The following is a 17,994-nucleotide window of genomic DNA, read 5'->3' as shown; positions in this document are numbered from 1 at the left end:
CGAAGGTCATTGTTGTGCGACGCTGGGGCCACAGCCTTCTAACAACTCAACTCTGTGGTTATGGGTCCCGGCTTTCGCCGGGACGACGAGGGGAGAGATTGCGCTGCATCCCCGTCATCCCAATCGCATGTCCAGCAGCCGCCGGCCTTCGCCCTTTAACAGCTTCTTCACCGCGCTCGAGGCGATCACCTCGCCATTGTTGGCGTAGGCCTCGTGGTTCTTCTCGATGTCGTCGAGGCGGTAGAGGTAGTTGACCATGATGCCTGCGGATTCGCGCAGGCCCTTGGGCGAGAGGTCGCCGAGCCAGTTGATCCGCTCCAGCCGTGCGCCGTTGCCGAGATGGAAGCGCGCGACCGAATCGATCAGCCGTCCCTTCGGCGTTCGCGCCTTCAGGAAATAGTAGGCGGCAAGCGGCTCCAGCACGGCGCGCAGCTGGATGGCTAGCTCGGCGTTCTCGAACCAGTCGGGCTTGCCGAGGCTTTCCAGCAGCTGGCGGTCCTCATCGGTGAGCGGCACGTCGTCGGCCTGCTTGACCCACTGCATGAAGCCCGGCACCGGCGACAGCGTCACGAAGTTGTCGAGCTTCGGCAATTCGCGGCGCAGCTCCTCGACCACCTGCTTGATCAGGAAGCTGCCGAAGGAGATGCCGCCAAGGCCGCGCTGGGTGTTGGAGATCGAATAGAACACCGCGGTGCGGGCGCGCTCGACCGGGACCGGCTCGCGCTCTTCCGCAAGCAGCGGCGCGATCGCGCCCGGGATGGTTTCCGTGAGCGCGACCTCGACGAAGATCAGTGGCTCGTCGGCCAGCGCCGGATGGAAGAAGGCGTAGCAGCGGCGATCGATCGGATCGATGCGGCGGCGCAAATCGTCCCAATCGCGGATCTCGTGCACGGCCTCATAACGGATGATCTTCTCCAGAATATTGGCCGGCGACGACCAGTCTATCCTGCGCAGCACGAGGAATCCCCTGTTGAACCAGGACGAGAGCAGATGGACCACGTCGCGATCGAGCGCGGCAAGGTCCTTGTTGCCCTTCATCAGTGAAAGCAGATCCGAGCGAATCGACACCAGCTCGCCGGTGCCGCCCGGCGCGCGATTGAGCCGGCGGATCAATTCCTGGCGGCGCGGCTCGGAGGCGAAATGCAGATCGCTAGCGTCATCGCCATTGGCCTTGGCGCGCCAGCTTTCGATCGCCTGCGCCAGCTTGGCGTGATCGGGGCCGAAATCGCGGGCCAGCGTCTGGAAGAACGACAGCCGCCCGGCGGCATCGAGGTGGTGGTAGCGGTCGAGCACTTCGCGCGCCATCGCGGTGCCGGAGGCTTCGCCGCGGCCGGACAGCAGCGCCTCGCACAATTCCAGCAGCTCGGAAGCATCCTGCTTGTCGTTGGCCGGGCTGGCGCGGCCGAGCAGGACGCGGCCGCGTTCGGAAATCGTCGAGAGCAGATCGGAGAAGAAGGCATTGGCCATGAGCAGGTCGTATCCAGCAGGTCGTATCCAGTGAAGCCGGACCTTACACGGGATTTAAGGTCGGGAGCACTGCAATCAAGCGCATGGATCGTACGGAAATATGTCGCAGCGCGACAGCGGTATAATTCGTCGTCGCCGCGCCCGGTGGCGAATCCCGTTCACGTTTTCTCCGCGAACGCGGTCGGTGTCTTGCCGGTAACCTGGCGGAACGCGTGGGAAAATGCCGGCACGCTGGCATAGCCGAGGTCGGAGGCGACTTGCTTGACCGAAACGTTCGCGGTGCTCGACAGGCGCTCGATGGCGGCCGCGATGCGGGCGCGCTGGCACCAGCTCTTGAACGAGAGCTGCGTCTCCGCCGAGAACAGCCGCGACAGCGTCCGCGCCGAGGTGCCGACCGTGCGCGCCAGCGCATCGATGTCGTGGTCCTTCGTCGGATCGGCCAGCACGATGTCGGCGGCGCGGCGGCAGCGCGGCTCCTGCGGCAGCGGGATGAAGGTCGCCGAATCCTCGGCCTGGTGCAGCTCCAGCATCACGAGGCGGATCAACAGAGCGGTGCGCTCGCGTCCGCATGAGGCGTCGAACAGTGCCAGGATCGCCTGGTGCACCAGCGGTGACACCCGCACCACGAATTCGTGGTCGAGGCTGTCGCTGCGCTTTTCGCGCGCGAGCCAGGCCTGGTCGAAATACAGCGTGCGCATCTCGATGTCGGCGAGCACGTCGATCGCGTGCGGGAGCAGGGCAGGGACCCACACCGCGCGGTCCGGCGGCACCAGCCAGCGCCCCTTGGGCGTCGTCACCTGCATGGTGCCGCTGGCGGCATAGACCAGCTGTGCCTCGCGGTGCATGTGCGGGTCGAGCCGGACGCCCTTGCGGTAGCTGCGCGCCACCAGATGCACGCCGTCCCCGGTGACGCGCCGGTCCTGGTGGAGGGCTCTTATTGGCGGCTCAGCGATAGTCATTGGCGACATCCCGTCAGGACAAGCACCTATAACCTATTTTCGAGCAATTGAAGAATCGCGTGAGAGACGGTGCCGATGAACGGTCCAAGCAACAGTCCCAGCCGGGTGATCACCTTCGTCAACGCCGCCCATTTCATCGATCACTACGCGATGCTGATTTTCGCTGCCGCCGTCATCATCATGGGCCCGGCGCTCGGCATGGCCTATTCGGAACTCCTGCCCTATGCGACCCCGGGCTTCATCGCCTTCGGCGCCGGCTCGCTGGTCACGGGCTGGCTCGGCGACCGCTGGAGCCGCCGCCACATGATGGTGATCTTCTTCGTCGGCATCGGCCTGTCGATGATCTCGGTCGGCTTCGTGCAGACGCCGCTGCAGCTCGGCGCCGCACTGCTGGCGATCGGCATCTTCGCCTCGATCTATCATCCGGTCGGCACCGCGATGATCGTGTCCTATGCCGAGAAGCTCGGCGCCCAGATGGGGATCAACGGCGTCTGGGGCAATCTCGGGGTCGCCTCGTCGGCGCTGGTCACCGGCGTGATCGGCCAGTATCTCGGCTGGCGCTGGGCGTTCATCGTGCCCGGCACGGTCACCGTGCTGATCGGCATCGTCTTTGCGATGACGGTGGTGCATGAGGACCGCAAGGGCTCCAGGCAGGCTGCAGCGCAGGTGCGGGTCGCCAAGGAGGACATGTGGCGTGTGGTGCTGTCACTCCTGATCGTGGTGATCGCGATCTCCACCACCTTCAACGCGGTGACGGTGGCGCTTCCCAAGCTGTTCGCCGAACGGCTCGCCGACCTGACCAGGAGCCCGGCGCTGCTCGGCGTGATCGCGGCCGGGGTCTATGTGTTCGGCGCGATGACGCAGTACACCATCGGCAAGCTGCTCGACAGATATTCGCTGAAGACGGTGGCGCTGCCGCTGTCGTTCCTGCTGGCGCCGTTCCTTTATCTGGCGGCGAGCCTGTCCAACCTGCCGCTGATCGTGGTCTCGATCGGCATCGTGATGGGCGCGTTCGGCCAGGTCACGGTGAACGATGCCATGGTCGGCAAGTACACCACCGAGGAATGGCGCTCGCGCGCCTATGCGGTGCGCTATTTCGTCGGCTTCACCGCGGCCGGCGCTTCCGTCGGCCTGGTGGCCTGGCTGTACGACCAGGGTGGCTTCTCGATGATGCTGCGCGCCTTCGCGGCACTGTGCCTGCTGGCGATCGCAGCTGCGATCATCCTGCCGCGCGAGATCCGCACCCCGGCCACGCAGGCGGGCTGACGCAGGGGCGCTTTTGCCGCCCGTTGGCCGTTGCGGCAAGGCGTGCCCGGCCGGCCGGCGGGCCTCGGCCGACGGCGGACAACCGTGACATGGTCACGCTTGGCGAACTTTGTTCCGACCCGCAGGTGTGGTAGGTTCAAGCGGGCCTCGGGGACGAAGGCGCCGGTTGCGCCTTGAGCACGTCTTTGCGGAGCAGCCGGAGCGCCATGGGAGAAATTCGCGACTTCAAGTCAGGCCGGTCACAGCCCGACAATACACAGCCTCCCGGCGATTCAATGCCGCGGCGCTTGGCCGCGATCGTTGCCGGCGATATCGCAGGCTACAGCCGGTTGATGCAGCTTGATGAAGAAGGTACGCATGCGCGCGTCAAGCGGATCCTGCGCGATCTGATCGAGCCCACCATTGCCGAGCACCATGGCAAGCTGGTCAAGACCACCGGCGACGGCTTTATCGCGATGTTCGACAGTCCTGTCGAGGCCGTCCGTTGCAGCATCGTGATCCAGCAGAACATGATCGGCCGCAACGCGGCGATCGCGAGAGATCACTGGATCGAGTACCGGATCGGCGTCAACCTCGGCGACGTCATCATCGAGCCCGACGATATCTATGGCGACGGCGTCAACGTGGCCTCGCGCCTGGAAGGGATCGCGGCGCCGGGTGACGTCTTCATCTCCGGCGGCATCTATGAGCAGATCAAGCACAAGATGGTCTGCGGATACGAATCGCTCGGCGACCGCAAGGTCAAGAACATCACGGATCCGGTCCGGGTTTATCGTGTGCTGCCGGATGCAGCCGCGTACCAACGGACGCGCAGGCGCCGCGAGTCCATTCTGCTCACGTTGCTTGGATTGGCGGTCGCGATCATCGCCGGTGGCGTGCTTTGGTATCTGCTGGCGCAACCGCGCGGCAAGCCGGCCGACGTGGCACAGGCGCCTCCGGCACCGGCGGCATCGCCTGCGGTCCAGCCGCCGGCACCAAGCCCGGCCCCAAGCCAAACTGCAAGTCCGACCCCGGCGGCACCGACGCAGCAAGCGTCGCCGCAACCTGCGCCCTCCGCGAGCCCCACCCCGGAGCTGCCGGAGCCCGAACTGGTCTTGCTTCAAGCTGGCAGCTTCTCGATGGGAAGCAATGACGATCCTTCCGAGCGGCCGATCCGCCGGGTGACGGTCAAGCCCTTTGCCATGGGCAAATATCCGGTCACGGTCCGCGAATGGAACGCCTGCGCAGCGGCCAAGGCCTGTGGCTTCACGGCCAGCGGCAAGGACGACGTTCCGGTCACCAATGTGAGCTGGAGCGATGCGAAGCAATATGTGACCTGGCTCGCCGAGCGCACCAAGAAGCCCTACCGGCTTCCGAGCGAAGCCGAGTGGGAATATGCGGCGCGCGGCGGAACGCAATCGAAGTACTGGTGGGGCGACCAGATGCAATCGGGCCACGCCGGATGCAAGGATTGCGGCGGCGACAGTGCGGCCGAGCAGCCGGTCAAGGTCGGCAGCTACAAGCCGAATCCGTTCGGCCTCTACGACATGGGCGGCGGGGTCGATCAGTGGGTCGAGGATTGCTGGCACAGGAATTACCAGGGCGCGCCGGCCGACGGTGCGGTCTGGTCCGGCGGCGACTGCGCCTCGCATGTCATCCGCTCCGGCTCGTGGAAGAACGACGCACGTTATGTGCGTCCCGCCAATCGCGATAATTACGACACCAATGTTCGTTATCCGACCCACGGTTTCCGGGTCGCGCTGTCACCCTGAGCGATCATCCCTGATCGCCGGGCTTCATGGAGGGGCTATGAAAAGTGCAGGCTTGATCATGCTCGCTGCGGCACTGACGCTGTTCGCGGCCCCGGCCGACGCCCAGAACAAGCCGGCCGGCAAGGACACCAAGCTGTATTTCATCTGGCCGCGCGACGGCGCTAAGCTCAAAAGCCCGTTCTGGTGCCGCTTTGGGCTGCGCAACATGGGCGTCACCCATGCCGGCGACGACTACCCGAACAGCGGCCATCACCATCTGCTGATCGACGTGAATGAGCCGTTGAACCCGAATGAGCCGATTCCGTCGGACAAGTCTCATCTGCACTTCGGTGCGGGCCAGACCGAGACGCAGCTCGATCTGGCGCCCGGCAAGCACACCCTGCAGTTGGTGCTGGGCGACGCCAAGCACTATCCATTCAGCCCGCCGGTCGTCTCCGAAAAAATCACCATCCGGGTCAGATAGGCCGATACGGATAGCTCCCTTGCGAGAACCGGCGCTTGCACAAGGCCGCGCCGTGCGGTTTGTTGCGCGCCTGCCGGACAGCAAGATTCGGTGTGGAGGAAGTCCGATGTCGTCTCGACTGCTGCGTCTGGCTGGCCTCGTTCTGGGAGTGATTGTCATGGCCACATCAGCGGATGCCGACGCCTTGAAGGATCAGATCGCGCCGACCGGAAAGCTCCGGGTCGCGATCGCGATCAGCCCGGCCGGCGGCGCGTTCTGGTCGACCAAGACCGAGAGCGGCTATGCGGGCGTTCCCGTCGATCTCGGCCGCGAGATGGCGGCGCAACTCGGCATCCCGGTCGAATATATCGTGCATCAGAATTCCGGCCAGATCACCGACGCGGCGGCCGAGAACACCTGGGACATCACCTTCCTGCCCAAGGATCCCGAGCGCGAGACCAAGATGACGTTCGGGCCGATCTATGAGGTTGCCGACGCCACCTATATCGTCAAGCCCGGCTCGACGATCACGAATTTCGCGGCGCTCGACCAGGACGGCGTCAAGGTCGCCGCCGTCAACGCCACCACGACGATGCGCGGCGCGATCGCCCATCTCAAGCACGCCAAGGTCACGGGCTATCAGACCTATGACGAGATCTTCAATCTCCTGAAGAGCGGCGAGATCGACGCCTTCGCATTGTCGCGCGATCAGCTCAATGCGATGGCGAAGAAGATTCCGGGCACGCGCGTGCTGGACGAGACCTTCAAGCAGACCGTCACGGCAATCGCGGTGCCGCTCAACCATCCGCTCGCCGCGGCCTTCGCCACCAGGTTCATGACGGAGGCGATCGCCAATGGCACGCTGCGCAAGGCCTACGACAACAACGGGCTGAAGGGCTCGCCGGTCCGCACCGAGGTGAAGTGAACTAGCGGTGCGTATCGACTCTTTCCCCGTCATCCCCGCGCAAAGGCGAAGCCTTTGCGCGGGGATGACGGTGATGGAGGGGCGCGCATCCTCTGGGCGACATCTGGGCATGCTGCATAATTCCGCGCCATCGCGCCGCGCGGTTCCTGCGCGACCAGCCTAACTCTTTGTATTGACAGGGATTTAAAGCCAACCGCCAGCGTCGCCGCTTGGCACATCCATTGCTTTTGATTGCACCAGTCAATGACGACTGCCGTCCTCCGGATTGCCGAGGCCAGTGCTGGCCGAGGCGAGGGGATCAAGGTGCCCGGCCCGGGCGTCTCGAGCAATCGTTGCAGCCCCATCTCCCCGGACGGACGAGCATTTCAACCAACCCGCGTCGCTTCCGGCAGGCAACCGGCGCGGCCGAATTGCGCAAGGGGATTTTACGAATGGCCTATCTCGCTCCGTCCGAATTCGTCACCAAGATGGTGGATGCCGGCGAATCCAAGATCTTCATGTCGACGCGCGACACCGTGATCCGCGCCTATATGGCGGGCGCGATCCTCGCGCTGGCGGCGTGGTTCGCTGTGACGATCAACGTCAATACAGGTCAGCCGCTTGTCGGAGCATTGTTGTTTCCGGTCGGCTTCGTCATGCTCTATCTGCTGGGCTTCGATCTGTTGACCGGCGTGTTCGTGCTCTCGCCGCTTGCGCTGCTCGACAAGCGTCCCGGCGTCACACTCGGCGGCGTGCTGCGCAACTGGGGCCTCGTCTTCATCGGCAATTTCGGAGGCGCACTCACGGTGGCGTTCATGATGGCGTTCGTGACGACGTTCGGCTTCACGCAGGAGCCCGACAAGGTCGGCATGACCATCGGCAACATCGGCGAGGGGCGAACGCTGGGCTACGCGGCGCATGGCGCGGCGGGCATGGCCACGCTGTTCATCCGCGGCATGCTCTGCAACTGGATGGTCTCGACCGGCGTCGTCGGCGCGATGATCTCCACCACGGTGCCCGGCAAGGTGATCGCGATGTGGATGCCGATCCTGGTGTTCTTCTACATGGTGTTCGAGCATTCGGTGGTGAACATGTTCCTGTTCCCGTCCGGACTGATGCTGCATGCGAAGTTTTCGATCATGGATTACCTGATCTGGAACGAGATCCCGACCGTGCTGGGCAATCTCGCCGGCGGCCTCGCCTTCACCGGGCTCACGCTCTACACCACGCATGTGAAGACGGCGCCGAAGCGCCAGCGCCTCGCGGCTTGATCCTGGCTAGCTTATGGGGCTCTCCTGTCGCGGAGGGCCCCATTGGCTTGGGACGGTCGATGCCGCGCGCGCTGAAAATATCGGTCGGGCAATTCTCTGATCAGGGCCGCAAGGACGCCAATCAGGACTTCCACGGCGCCTTGATCCCCGACGAGCCGTTGCTCGGCCTGAAGGGCATCGCCGTGGTGCTCGCCGACGGCATCTCCTCGAGCAGCGTCGGCCGCATCGCCGCCGAGTCCGCGGTCAAGAGCTTCCTGACCGACTATTACTGCACCTCGGAATCGTGGTCGGTCAAAACCTCGGCGCAGCGCGTGCTGGAGGCGACCAATTCCTGGCTGCATGCGCAGACCAGGCGCAGCCAGAATCCCTACGACAAGGACAAGGGTTACGTCTGCACGCTGAGCGCCCTGGTCGTCCGGTCGACCACCGCGCACCTGTTCCACGTCGGCGACTCCAGGATCTACCGCGTCGCCGGCAACAGCCTCGAGCAACTGACCAACGACCACCGCGTCGTGATCTCCTCGCAGCAGAGCTATCTCGGCCGCGCGCTCGGCGTGAACCCGCAACTCGAGATCGACTACCAGGCTCTCCCGCTGGAGCGCGGCGATATCTTCCTGCTGGTGACCGACGGGATCTATGAGCATGTCCCGGCGCGGCAGCTGGCGAAGGCGATCAAAGACGGCGCCGCCGATCTCGATGTTGCCGCGAAGTCGATCGTCGAGCAGGCCTATGAGAACGGCAGCCCGGACAATCTCACCGTGCAGATCGTCCGGATCGACGAATTGCCCGACGGCGATGCCGGCGAGGTGTTCGGCCAGCCGACCGAACTGCCGCTGCCGCCGCTGCTCGACGCACGGATGCTGTTCGACGGCTATCGCATCGTGCGCGAGCTGCACGCATCGCACCGCAGCCACATCTATCTCGCGGTCGACGAGGACAGCGCCACCACGGTCACGATCAAGATCCCCTCGATCGACCTGCGCGACGATCCGGCTTATCTGAAGCGCTTCGTGATGGAGGAGTGGGTCGCTCGGCGGATCGACAGCCCGCATGTGCTGAAGCCGTTTCTGCCGCAGCGCAAGCGCAACTTCCTCTACGTCACGATGGAATATATCGACGGTCAGACCCTGACGCAGTGGATCACGGACAATCCCGCACCGGCGCTGGAGACGGTGCGCGACATCACCGAGCAAATTGCAAAAGGGCTGCGCGCCTTCCACCGCAAGGAGATGCTGCATCAGGACGTCAGGCCCGACAACATCATGATCGACAGGACCGGCACGGTGAAGATCATCGATTTCGGCTCGACGCGGATTGCGGGTGTCGCAGACGCGGTGCCGGCGGGCGTCGAGGATATCCTGGGCACCCAGCAATACACCGCGCCGGAATATTTCCTTGGCGAGCGCGGCACCGCGCGCTCCGATCTGTTCTCGCTCGGCGTCGTCACCTACCAGATGCTGACGGGACGCTTGCCCTATGGCGCGCAGATCGCGCGCGCCCGCACACGATCCGACTTCAACCGGCTGGCTTACCGGCCGGCCGCGCATGCCGGCCGCGACGTCCCGATCTGGGTCGACGGCGCGCTGGAGCGCGCCGTGCACGCCAATCCGCTCAAGCGCTACGAGAGCTTTTCGGAATTCTTGTTCGACCTGCGCAATCCCAACGCAAAATATCTGACGACGTCATCGACCCCGCTGATCGAGCGCAACCCGGTGCTGTTCTGGAAGTCGACCACCCTGCTGCTGGCGCTGGTCGTGGTGGTATTGCTGGCCTACGGCGCGCATCATTTACGGTAGTGTATCTAGTCGCCATCTAGAGCGTTTTCGAGCGAAGTGGATACCGGTTCGCGTGAAGAAAACGCGTCATCACAAGAATCTAGAGCCCCGTTCCGATTCCATCGGAACGGGAAAAGCTCTAGTCTGAGGAGCGCGCACTTGCGCGCGTCTCGAAGGGTCGACGGCCACCAGCCGGGCCGTGCATCCTTCGAGACGCCCGCAAGTGCGGGCTCCTCAGGATGACGGGGAGGGAGTAGAACGGGGAGAGAGTCGGACGCCGCTAATGCGTCCCACCCGCCGCGATCGGATCGAGGCCGCTCTTCACCAGCGCGTCGCGCGCGTCTGATGAGGCGAGGAAGCTGATCAGCGCCTTGCCGGCCTCACGCTCCTTTGAAACCGTCGCGATCCCGGCGGAAAACACCGTGATCTTCTGCAACGGCTCCGGCAATGGGCCGACGATGTCGATGCCGGTCACCGGCTTCAGCTCGGAGATCTGCTGCAGGCCGATCTCGGCCTCGCCCTTGGCCACGATCTCGCCGACCGGGGTCGCCGGGATCATCCGCGCCTTGTCCTTCATCTGATCGGCGATGCCGAGCTTTGCGAACTTCTCGGTCGACACATAGACGCCGCTCGCGCTGTCGGAATAGGCGACCGATTTCGCCGCCAGTAGCGCCTGCTTGACGGCGTCGGCCGAACCGATGTCGGGCCTCCGTGCGCCGGCCTTCACCGCGATGCCGATCGGCGACTTCACGAGGTCGACGCGGCTGTCGGACACCACCTTGCCCTGCTTGACGAGATCGCCGAGCGCATAGCCGACCATGATCAGCACGTCGGCCGGCTCGCCGCGCTCCAGCCGTACCGGAATGGCATTGGTCGTGGTGCCCATCGACGGCCCGAAGGCGGTCACCACCTTGTGCCCGGTCTTGCGCTCGAACTCCGGCACCAGCGCTTTGTAGGCCGCCGTCAGGCCGCCCGAGATCATGACATGGACTTCGGCGGCGGATACGGCTGAGTTGAAAGCGAGGGCGCCGATGACGGCGAGCGTGAGGGCACGGAAGGCGGTGGCTGATCGCATGGAGGTTTCTCCCTGGACGATTCTTGGAAGGGGGTCGTCGTGGCCGGGGAGACTACTGCGCGAGGGCAGGCATGGCTAGCCGCAGCGTCTTTGCGAGGCGCGCAGTGATGGAGATAGAGCAGTGTCGGGAGGCGCGATTTCGTAGCCCGGATGAAGCGGAGCGAAATCCGGGGCCGGCTTCTCCGCAGAAACACCTTCCCGGATTGCGCTTCGCTTCATCCGGGCTACCGGGAATCTCTCACGAATTCACATGCACGAAATCGCGCAGCAGCGGGTAGATCTCGTTGTTCCAGCGCTTGCCGGAAAACACGCCGTAATGGCCGACGCCGGCCTGCATGTGATGCACCTTGCGATAGGTGCGGACCCCGGTGCAGAGGTCTTGCGCGGCGAGCGTCTGGCCGATCGAGCAGATGTCGTCCTTCTCGCCTTCCACGGTCATCAACCCCATGCGCCGGATCGCCGCCGTATTCACCGGGCGGCCGCGATGCATCAGCATGCCCTGTGGCAACAGATGTTCCTGGAACACGTCGCGCACCGTCTCGATGTAAAACTCCGCCGGCAGATCCATGACCGCGAAATACTCGTCGTAGAAGGTCTTGATCACCGCGGCCTTGGCGGTCTCGCCCTTGGCGAGATGATCGGCCAGATCGATATGCTGCTTGATGTGCCGCTCCAGATTCATCGACACGAACGCCGTGAGCTGCACGAAGCCGGGATAGACCTGACGCAACGCGCCCTTGCACTGCATCGGCACGTAATTGATCAGATTGTCCTCGAACCATTTGATCGGCTTGCTCTTGGCGAATTCGTTCACCTTGGTCGGCTGGATCCTTGTGTCGATCGGCCCGGCCATCAGGGTGAGCGAGGCCGGCCGCGCCGGATGATTGTCCTCCGACATGATCGCGGCGGCCGCCAGCGCCGACACCGAAGGCTGGCAGATCGCCACCATATGCGCGCGGGGGCCGAGCTGGCCGAGGAAGTCGATCAGATGGTCGGTGTAATCCTCGAGCCCGAAGCGGCCCTTGCTGCGCGGGATGTCGCGCGGGTTGTGCCAGTCGGTGATGTAGACGTCGTGGTCCTGCAGCAGGGTCTTCACGGTGCCGCGCAGCAGCGTGGCAAAATGCCCGGACATCGGCGCCACCAGCAACAGCCGCGGCTGCTCCGGTCCGTCCACCTTCCTGAAATGCAGCAGCGAGCCGAACGGCGTCGCATAGGCGACCTCCTCCGTCACCTCCAATTCCCTGTTGCCGACGGTCACGCTGCCGATGCCGTAGTCGGGACGGGCATAGCTCAGGCTGGAGCGCGAGATCAGCTCGAGCGCGGCGGCGAGCCGGCCGAACGTCCGGTAGGACGCGCCGCGCGGCACCAGATTGAGATAGCGCAACGCCGCCGCGGCGCCGGTTCGCCACGGCGCGGTGAGGTCCATGTGGTTCTGATAGGCCTGGTACAGCATTGACATCATACGCATCCACCCGTGGCCCCGCTTGCCATGCAATATCGACGCCAGAGGCGGGGCCGGCCGCCCGGCAAATTGGCACGTGGCTTGCTGCAAAAGCCGATGGCGCCGGGTGCGCGGCGGCTGAACCGGCGCGCGATGTCCGGGAGCTGAGGACGCGTTCAGGCGTGAGGGACCGATATGGCGAAAGCGACACTCACCATCAGCAGCAAGAATTACTCCTCCTGGTCGCTGCGCGGCTGGCTGCTGGCGAAATTCGCCGGGCTCGAGTTCGAGGAGGTGGTCACCGCGCCCGACGACCCGTCGGCGCGCGCCGAGCTGCTGCTGCTGTCGTCCTCGATCCTGGTGCCCTGCCTGCGCCACGACGGTGCGACGGTGTGGGATACGCTGGCGATCGGCGAGTATCTCAACGAGATCATGCCGCATGCCGGGCTGCTGCCGGAAGACCGGATCCGGCGCGCGCATTGCCGCTCGATCTCGGGCGAAATCCATTCCGGCTTCACCACGCTGCGCTCGTCGCTGCCGGTCAATCTCAAGGGCCATTTCCCCGGCTTCAAGATCTGGTCGCGGGCGCAGGCCGACATCGACCGCGTCTGCACCATCTGGCGCGACTGCCTCGGCGCATCGGGCGGACCGTTCCTGTTCGGCGAACGCCGCACCATGGCGGACGCGATGTATGCGCCGGTCGTGACCCGCTTCATGACTTATGACGTCAAGCTCGAGCCTGCGCTTGCGGTGTATGCCAGCACCATCATGACGATGCCCGAGATGCAGGAATGGATCGAGGCCGCGAAGGCGGAGCCGGCCGACGTCGAGGAGCTCGAGGTCGAATATTAGGCAGCGCCCGGGCCGGCCTGCCTGCATCGGCGGCTCAAGCACGAGGCAAGCCTTGCTCAATGGACGTGCCGTCGGCGTCAGGCATTGGCGTCACGCGACAGGTGTGCACGACAGCCGTCGAAGCGCAAATTCGCGCCTCGCTCCAAATGCTTCCGCGGCGATACCAGCGCATGGCGAGACGGTTCGCCGCAGCCCAACCCGGCTGGCAAGGATTTCGCATGGCAATGACCGAGCTGTGACCGCGACGATGCGACGCTGCCGAAAATTTGGACGCTGAGCCGCGCCGCGATCTCGCGAACACGAGAACCGTGGAGGCTTGAAATGAACCAGCACGCCGTCGTCAGCAAATTTTCCCACGTCAAACCCGGTGACACCGAGTTCAAGGGCGGAGGTCTGCGCGACTTCTTCCTGTATCGCGATCTCGGCATCGCCGATGCCACCGGCGGGCAGGTGATCTGCCACCTGGTCAAGGCCAATCCCGACATGCCGCCGGAGCAGGGCACCGGCTGGCACAAGCATCTGTGCGATTTTCAGATCGTCATCATGACCAAGGGCTGGGCGCGCTTCATGTACGAGGACAAGGAGACGCTGGTCGAGGCCGGCGACGTCATCCATCAGCGTCCCGGCATCACCCACTACCTGTTCGATTACTCGAAGGACATGGAATACCTCGAAATCGTCAGCCCCGCCGATTTCAAGACCGTGGACGTGCCGCCGGCGACCGAAACGGTGCCGCCGATCACGCCGTGGAAATGATCGCCAGGGGTACAGAGAGGAGGGATCGCAATGTCGTCTGCGGAGGAGTTAACCTTTGTTATCGGCCGCTGGCTGCGGCCGATCGTCATGCTTCTGTATGTGGTGCGCAGCCTCGGGCTGATGACCACATCTAGCCGTGAACAACGCGGTACGCCGCTCGATCAGTGATTCGGACGCGGTTCGTTCCACCCGCGTTCCAAATCTTAAGACACGGTGCGCGCGCGTCGCGTTTTGAAACAGCGCGCGCCGATGCCGGCCTCAGGCGATGCCCGCCTGCTTCTCGCGGGGCATCCGCCAGGCGATGACGTTGGCTTCCAGCGCGCCGCCGGTCGTGTCATTGCGCCACTGGCCGTTGACGAAGCGGCAGGCGAACGGCAGCTGATACGTTCCGCTATGATCCTCACAAAGCACTTCCACGCGCTGTTCCGGCGCAGGTTCGCCATTGCCGTCGAATTGCGCCATCCGTTTTTCGCGCGTTGCCATGCGATCTGTCTCCACTGCCCAAGGTCGAGCCAAAAGGGATCGAACCAAACAAGTTCCGAAGGCCCCCGTCCCCACGAGTAGTCCCGTAATGGGTGAAGCACACCGCTTGAATGCGGTTTCAGTGTGGTATGTCTGCCTCGCTTTCAGCGTCGCGAGCACAAAACTGTGAATGACGCATTTGCCTGGAGACGCCGATGACCGCTCGTTTTGTTCTCGCCCTGCTGGCGCCGCTCGCACTCGGCGTCGCCGCAACCGCGCATGCGCAGGACGTTCCCGGCATCGAGATCTGCACCGTCGAGAAAACCATGGAGCGGCGCACCAGCTGTCTGCAGAGCAATGTCGATTTCCTGCAGAAGACGATCAACAAGCTCACGTCGGATCATCAGCAAAAGCTCGATGCCGCCAACCGGCAGATCGTGAGCTTGCAGAGTTCGGTCGCGAGCTTGCAGAAGCTCGTCACCGATCTGCAGGCCGCGCAGGTCAAGCTCACCGAGGATCCGAAGAAGAAGGCCGACGCGCCGCCGGCGAAGGATGCCGCGCCCGCCGCGAAGGACGGGACGAAGTAGCAAAGGTCGATCCGCGAATTGTCTTCGCCTCCCCCGCTTGCGGGGGAGGCCGTATCGCATCGTCAGATGCGATACGGGTGGGGGCTTTCTCCACACGAAGGATATCGCTTGCGGTGATACCCTCACCCAGCCCTCCCCCGCAAGCGGGACAGGGGGCGCACCATTGTCGTGGCTCGCAGCGCTCGACTCATGCCACCCGATACTTCTCCATCACGTCGCGATCCGGCTCGTAACCGAGTCCGGGGCCCTGCGGCACGGCGACATGGCCGTTGGCGTCGACGTCGATGCGGTCGCCCCACAGGCAGGCGGGACGCTTCATGAAGAACACCTCGATCAGCCCTGCGTCGCGGATCGCCATCAGATGCAGCGTGGCGAGGAAGCCCGGCCCGAAATAGGGCGAGTGCGGAATCACCTGGACGCCGAACTCGTCGGCGAGGACGGCCACCCTGAGGAATTCGGTGATGCCGCCGACCTTGATCACGGAGGGCTGCGCGTGACTGACCGCGCCCGCGGTCATCATCTGGCGGAATTGATGCACGGTGCAGGCGTTCTCGCCGGCCGCGATATCGAGCCGGCCTTCTCTGCGCACCTCGGCGAGCGTCGCAAAATCCTCCGGCGGCCAGACCGGCTCCTCCAGGAACAGCGGCGCGGCCTGCTTGCAGTCGCGCGCGAACTGGATCGCCGCGGGTCCGTCCAGCGGGCAGTTCATGTCGACCATCAGCGGCACGCCGGGGCCGATCGCCTCGCGCGCGGCGGCCACCGCGGGCACGGTGGTCTCGTGCAGCTTGATCGCGGAATAGCCCAGCTTGATCGCCTTCTTGCACTCGGCGGCGATATGCGCCGGATTGCCAATCCGCATCAGGCTCGCATAGGCCGGGATCGTGCTGCGCTTCGCGCCGCCGATCAGTTGATGCAGCGGCACGCCCTTCACCTTGCCGGCGAGATCCCATAGCGCGATGTCGAGCGCCGAGATCGCAAACATCGTGATGCCGTAGCGGCCGAACAGATGCAGGTTGCGCTGGATCTGCTCCATCGCGGCGGGGATGCTGGCGGCGTCGGGCACCTCGAGGCCGCGCGCCTGCGGCGCGATCATCTCGGCCACCGCCGTGCAGCTCGTCTTCGGGCAGACATAGGCGAACGCATCGCCCCAGCCGGTGAGGCCGGCATCGGTCGAAACCTCGACCAGCACCATGTCGAGCGCCGAGATCGCGGAAGCTCCCTGGCGGAAGCTCGCGGGCCCGGCGTCATAGGGAATGCGGATATGGTGGGCGCGGACGTCGGTGATTTTCATTGTTGTTGTCCTTCCGATCGCAGGATGTGCCTGGAATTCGTGGTGGCCGGACACTTGAGCCTGAAGAACGGCGTCGCTTCGGCTGTCTGGGTTCCGGCCATCGCAAATCTTGCTCGTAACGAGTCTTGCTTGCGACAAGTCTTGCTCGTGAATCATGTCGAAGACGTGGATGCCCGGCGCACGGCCGGGCATCACGAACCGCAAAGTTGTGGAGGAAAGCCCTCAACTGCTCTTCTCGCCGCTCATGATGGGGCCGAACCGCTCCCAGCTCTCGCCCTTGAAGCGCATCATCTGCAGCTGCTCGATCGGCGCATAGTCGTCCGGCCCGGTCTTGATCTTGGTGCCGGGCAGATAGATGCCGATCTCGAAGTTGAGGCTGGCCGCCTGCTTCATCAGATTCTCGCGGGTAAGATTGTCGCCGCATTGCCGCAACACCTGCTCGAGCCCCTTGGCGACACCATAGCCGAATACGGTCGCGGCGTCGTCGAGGTCGCCTTCGGGATACCACTTGGTCATGAAGGCGCGCCACTCGGTCATCGCCGGATCGTTCTTCCACTCGGTATCCTTGGGGTCCTTGAGATACGCCGTGGACAGCACGCCCTGGCTCGCTTCATAGCCGGCCGGCTTCATCACGCCGCCGATCGAGCCGGACACGTTGGTCAGGAACTGCACCGGATGCCAGTCGAGCTCGGCGGCTTTCTTGATCGCCTGCGCCGCGAATTTCGGCGTTGCAATGTTGACGAAGATGTCGGGGTTGGCGCCCTTGATCTGCACGATCTGCGAATCCACCGTCGGTGACGAGGTCTCGTAGGAGGATTCGACGACGATCAGCTTCTTGGCCTGGTCGCCGAGCCCGTCGTGCAGGCCGATCAGATAGTCCTTGCCGAAATCGTCGTTCTGATAGAGTACGCCGATGGTCTTGCCCGGATAGTTCTGCAAAATGTACTTGGCATAGATGCGCGCTTCGACCTGGTAGCTCGGCTGCCAGCCCATGGTCCACGGGAAGTTCTTCGGATCATTCCACTTGGCCGCGCCGGTGGAGACGAACAGCTGCGGCACCTTCTTGGCGTTCATGTATTTCTGGATCGCGGTGTTGCCCGGCGTGCCCAGCGGATTGAAGATCAGGAGCACCTCGTCGCTCTCGACCAGCTTGCGGGCCTGCTCGACCATCTTCGGCGGTGAGTAGGCGTCATCGTAGGAGATGAAGTTGACCTTGCGGCCGTTGATGCCGCCTTCGCTGTTGAGCTTGTTGAAATAGGCGGCTTCGGTCTTGCCGATCGTGGCGTAGGCGGACGCCGGACCGGAATAGGGCATGATGTTGCCGACCTTGATTTCGGTGTCGGTTGCGCCCGGATCGTATTTCTTCTGCGCGTTGGCTGCGCTTGCGAAGGCGATCGTCAAAAGCCCCGCAAGCGCCGCGGACTTGACGCAGTTGGCATAGCTCAAGCGTTGGTGGTGCATCATTGTCCTCCCTGACATGCTGGCCGCGGCTCTTGCAGTCTTGATTATCGGGCAGCTTGGTGAGCCGTCGGATCGATGCGTCGCGAGTATGCACGATTGCAACATTGTTGCCAGCGACGGCTTTGCGGGTAAATTTCCGTGGAGCGGAATCGCGGTTTCGTCGCCCGGGCAGCAAGGACTGTCAAATGCCGCGCGCGGCAGCCGTGCATGATGCCCAAGCTTTACAGGAAGGCC

General features: G+C 64.1%; 17 protein-coding genes. 10 read left to right on the top strand and 7 right to left on the bottom strand.

The features are described from left to right. Positions 1-114: 114 nt before the first annotated feature. Positions 115-1,467 (bottom strand): malonyl-CoA decarboxylase, encoded by a 1,353-nt coding sequence (locus tag ACE10X_RS33000; RefSeq protein WP_038382988.1) that lies wholly within the window; start codon positions 1,465-1,467, stop codon positions 115-117. Between the two features lie 158 nt (positions 1,468-1,625). Beyond that, positions 1,626-2,426 carry a helix-turn-helix domain-containing protein gene (locus ACE10X_RS32995; RefSeq protein WP_028342411.1) on the bottom strand — a complete coding sequence of 267 codons (801 nt, stop codon included), beginning with the start codon at positions 2,424-2,426 and terminating at the stop codon, positions 1,626-1,628. Between the two features lie 75 nt (positions 2,427-2,501). On the opposite strand from ACE10X_RS32995, the gene ACE10X_RS32990 reads away from it, so the two are divergent. The 6 genes from ACE10X_RS32990 to ACE10X_RS32965 all read left to right on the top strand — a co-directional run bounded on the left by ACE10X_RS32990 (position 2,502) and on the right by ACE10X_RS32965 (position 9,856). Further along, positions 2,502-3,692 (top strand): MFS transporter, encoded by a 1,191-nt coding sequence (locus ACE10X_RS32990; protein WP_018273066.1) that lies wholly within the window; start codon positions 2,502-2,504, stop codon positions 3,690-3,692. Between the two features lie 206 nt (positions 3,693-3,898). Then, positions 3,899-5,443 carry an SUMF1/EgtB/PvdO family nonheme iron enzyme gene (locus tag ACE10X_RS32985; RefSeq protein WP_038382989.1) on the top strand — a complete coding sequence of 515 codons (1,545 nt, stop codon included), beginning with the start codon at positions 3,899-3,901 and terminating at the stop codon, positions 5,441-5,443. A gap of 37 nt (positions 5,444-5,480) precedes the next feature. After that, positions 5,481-5,906, top strand: a complete 426-nt coding sequence (locus tag ACE10X_RS32980) for a DUF4399 domain-containing protein (protein WP_028342408.1) — start codon at positions 5,481-5,483, stop codon at positions 5,904-5,906. A gap of 157 nt (positions 5,907-6,063) precedes the next feature. After that, positions 6,064-6,810 (top strand): transporter substrate-binding domain-containing protein, encoded by a 747-nt coding sequence (locus tag ACE10X_RS32975; RefSeq protein WP_080583240.1) that lies wholly within the window; start codon positions 6,064-6,066, stop codon positions 6,808-6,810. A gap of 431 nt (positions 6,811-7,241) precedes the next feature. Beyond that, positions 7,242-8,060 (top strand): formate/nitrite transporter family protein, encoded by an 819-nt coding sequence (locus ACE10X_RS32970; protein ID WP_038382991.1) that lies wholly within the window; start codon positions 7,242-7,244, stop codon positions 8,058-8,060. A 59-nt stretch (positions 8,061-8,119) separates the two neighbouring features. Next, a complete protein-coding gene (locus ACE10X_RS32965; protein ID WP_038382992.1) occupies positions 8,120-9,856 on the top strand; it encodes a bifunctional protein-serine/threonine kinase/phosphatase in 1,737 nt (578 codons plus the stop codon). Between the two features lie 259 nt (positions 9,857-10,115). Here the strand turns inward: ACE10X_RS32965 and ACE10X_RS32960 are convergent, their stop codons facing one another. Together ACE10X_RS32960 and ACE10X_RS32955 are read right to left on the bottom strand one after the other, a co-directional pair. Then, positions 10,116-10,910 carry an extracellular solute-binding protein gene (locus ACE10X_RS32960; RefSeq protein WP_375763396.1) on the bottom strand — a complete coding sequence of 265 codons (795 nt, stop codon included), beginning with the start codon at positions 10,908-10,910 and terminating at the stop codon, positions 10,116-10,118. 238 nt (positions 10,911-11,148) lie between these two features. Beyond that, positions 11,149-12,372: a polyhydroxyalkanoate depolymerase gene (locus ACE10X_RS32955; protein ID WP_375763395.1), complete on the bottom strand. Its 1,224-nt coding sequence runs from the start codon at positions 12,370-12,372 to the stop codon at positions 11,149-11,151. 174 nt (positions 12,373-12,546) lie between these two features. Here ACE10X_RS32955 and ACE10X_RS32950 point away from each other — a divergent pair, with 174 nt between their 5' ends. The 3 genes from ACE10X_RS32950 to ACE10X_RS32940 all read left to right on the top strand — a co-directional run bounded on the left by ACE10X_RS32950 (position 12,547) and on the right by ACE10X_RS32940 (position 14,127). After that, the gene (locus ACE10X_RS32950; protein WP_038382994.1) at positions 12,547-13,203 is read left to right on the top strand and encodes a glutathione S-transferase; all 657 of its coding nucleotides are present in this window, start codon (positions 12,547-12,549) and stop codon (positions 13,201-13,203) included. A 321-nt stretch (positions 13,204-13,524) separates the two neighbouring features. Then, positions 13,525-13,959 carry a cupin domain-containing protein gene (locus ACE10X_RS32945; RefSeq protein WP_021080031.1) on the top strand — a complete coding sequence of 145 codons (435 nt, stop codon included), beginning with the start codon at positions 13,525-13,527 and terminating at the stop codon, positions 13,957-13,959. A gap of 30 nt (positions 13,960-13,989) precedes the next feature. After that, on the top strand, positions 13,990-14,127 hold the full coding sequence (locus ACE10X_RS32940) for a hypothetical protein (RefSeq protein ID WP_375763394.1): 138 nt from the start codon (positions 13,990-13,992) through the stop codon (positions 14,125-14,127). A 90-nt stretch (positions 14,128-14,217) separates the two neighbouring features. Here the strand turns inward: ACE10X_RS32940 and ACE10X_RS32935 are convergent, their stop codons facing one another. After that, positions 14,218-14,442 (bottom strand): hypothetical protein, encoded by a 225-nt coding sequence (locus ACE10X_RS32935; protein ID WP_038382995.1) that lies wholly within the window; start codon positions 14,440-14,442, stop codon positions 14,218-14,220. A 194-nt stretch (positions 14,443-14,636) separates the two neighbouring features. On the opposite strand from ACE10X_RS32935, the gene ACE10X_RS32930 reads away from it, so the two are divergent. Then, entirely contained in the window at positions 14,637-15,008 is a 372-nt protein-coding gene (locus ACE10X_RS32930) for a hypothetical protein (RefSeq protein WP_304557589.1), read from the top strand. 187 nt (positions 15,009-15,195) lie between these two features. On the opposite strand, the gene ACE10X_RS32925 is transcribed toward ACE10X_RS32930, so the two are convergent. Together ACE10X_RS32925 and ACE10X_RS32920 are read right to left on the bottom strand one after the other, a co-directional pair. Continuing rightward, on the bottom strand, positions 15,196-16,299 hold the full coding sequence (locus ACE10X_RS32925; protein ID WP_028343703.1) for a mandelate racemase/muconate lactonizing enzyme family protein: 1,104 nt from the start codon (positions 16,297-16,299) through the stop codon (positions 15,196-15,198). Between the two features lie 222 nt (positions 16,300-16,521). After that, on the bottom strand, positions 16,522-17,763 hold the full coding sequence (locus ACE10X_RS32920; RefSeq protein ID WP_051002824.1) for an ABC transporter substrate-binding protein: 1,242 nt from the start codon (positions 17,761-17,763) through the stop codon (positions 16,522-16,524). Positions 17,764-17,994: the final 231 nt, after the last annotated feature.

Source organism: Bradyrhizobium sp. Pha-3 (genome assembly GCF_042258325.1).
Classification (GTDB): domain Bacteria; phylum Pseudomonadota; class Alphaproteobacteria; order Rhizobiales; family Xanthobacteraceae; genus Bradyrhizobium; species Bradyrhizobium elkanii.
Note: the sequence above shows the minus strand (reverse complement) of the source record. Positions and strands in the feature narration are given on the sequence as shown.

What these genes read in the sequence shown, in the direction of transcription:
- ACE10X_RS32965 (WP_038382992.1), top strand. Translation starts at nt 8,120, where the DNA reads ATGCCGCGCGCGCTGAAAATATCGGTCGGGCAATTCTCTGATCAGGGC.
- ACE10X_RS32985 (WP_038382989.1), top strand. Translation starts at nt 3,899, where the DNA reads ATGGGAGAAATTCGCGACTTCAAGTCAGGCCGGTCACAGCCCGACAAT.
- ACE10X_RS32945 (WP_021080031.1), top strand. Translation starts at nt 13,525, where the DNA reads ATGAACCAGCACGCCGTCGTCAGCAAATTTTCCCACGTCAAACCCGGT.
- ACE10X_RS32950 (WP_038382994.1), top strand. Translation starts at nt 12,547, where the DNA reads ATGGCGAAAGCGACACTCACCATCAGCAGCAAGAATTACTCCTCCTGG.
- ACE10X_RS32930 (WP_304557589.1), top strand. Translation starts at nt 14,637, where the DNA reads ATGACCGCTCGTTTTGTTCTCGCCCTGCTGGCGCCGCTCGCACTCGGC.
- ACE10X_RS32960 (WP_375763396.1), bottom strand. Translation starts at nt 10,910, where the DNA reads ATGCGATCAGCCACCGCCTTCCGTGCCCTCACGCTCGCCGTCATCGGC.
- ACE10X_RS32940 (WP_375763394.1), top strand. Translation starts at nt 13,990, where the DNA reads ATGTCGTCTGCGGAGGAGTTAACCTTTGTTATCGGCCGCTGGCTGCGG.
- ACE10X_RS32990 (WP_018273066.1), top strand. Translation starts at nt 2,502, where the DNA reads ATGAACGGTCCAAGCAACAGTCCCAGCCGGGTGATCACCTTCGTCAAC.
- ACE10X_RS32980 (WP_028342408.1), top strand. Translation starts at nt 5,481, where the DNA reads ATGAAAAGTGCAGGCTTGATCATGCTCGCTGCGGCACTGACGCTGTTC.
- ACE10X_RS32970 (WP_038382991.1), top strand. Translation starts at nt 7,242, where the DNA reads ATGGCCTATCTCGCTCCGTCCGAATTCGTCACCAAGATGGTGGATGCC.
- ACE10X_RS32920 (WP_051002824.1), bottom strand. Translation starts at nt 17,763, where the DNA reads ATGATGCACCACCAACGCTTGAGCTATGCCAACTGCGTCAAGTCCGCG.
- ACE10X_RS32975 (WP_080583240.1), top strand. Translation starts at nt 6,064, where the DNA reads ATGGCCACATCAGCGGATGCCGACGCCTTGAAGGATCAGATCGCGCCG.
- ACE10X_RS32935 (WP_038382995.1), bottom strand. Translation starts at nt 14,442, where the DNA reads ATGGCAACGCGCGAAAAACGGATGGCGCAATTCGACGGCAATGGCGAA.
- ACE10X_RS33000 (WP_038382988.1), bottom strand. Translation starts at nt 1,467, where the DNA reads ATGGCCAATGCCTTCTTCTCCGATCTGCTCTCGACGATTTCCGAACGC.
- ACE10X_RS32995 (WP_028342411.1), bottom strand. Translation starts at nt 2,426, where the DNA reads ATGACTATCGCTGAGCCGCCAATAAGAGCCCTCCACCAGGACCGGCGC.
- ACE10X_RS32955 (WP_375763395.1), bottom strand. Translation starts at nt 12,372, where the DNA reads ATGATGTCAATGCTGTACCAGGCCTATCAGAACCACATGGACCTCACC.
- ACE10X_RS32925 (WP_028343703.1), bottom strand. Translation starts at nt 16,299, where the DNA reads ATGAAAATCACCGACGTCCGCGCCCACCATATCCGCATTCCCTATGAC.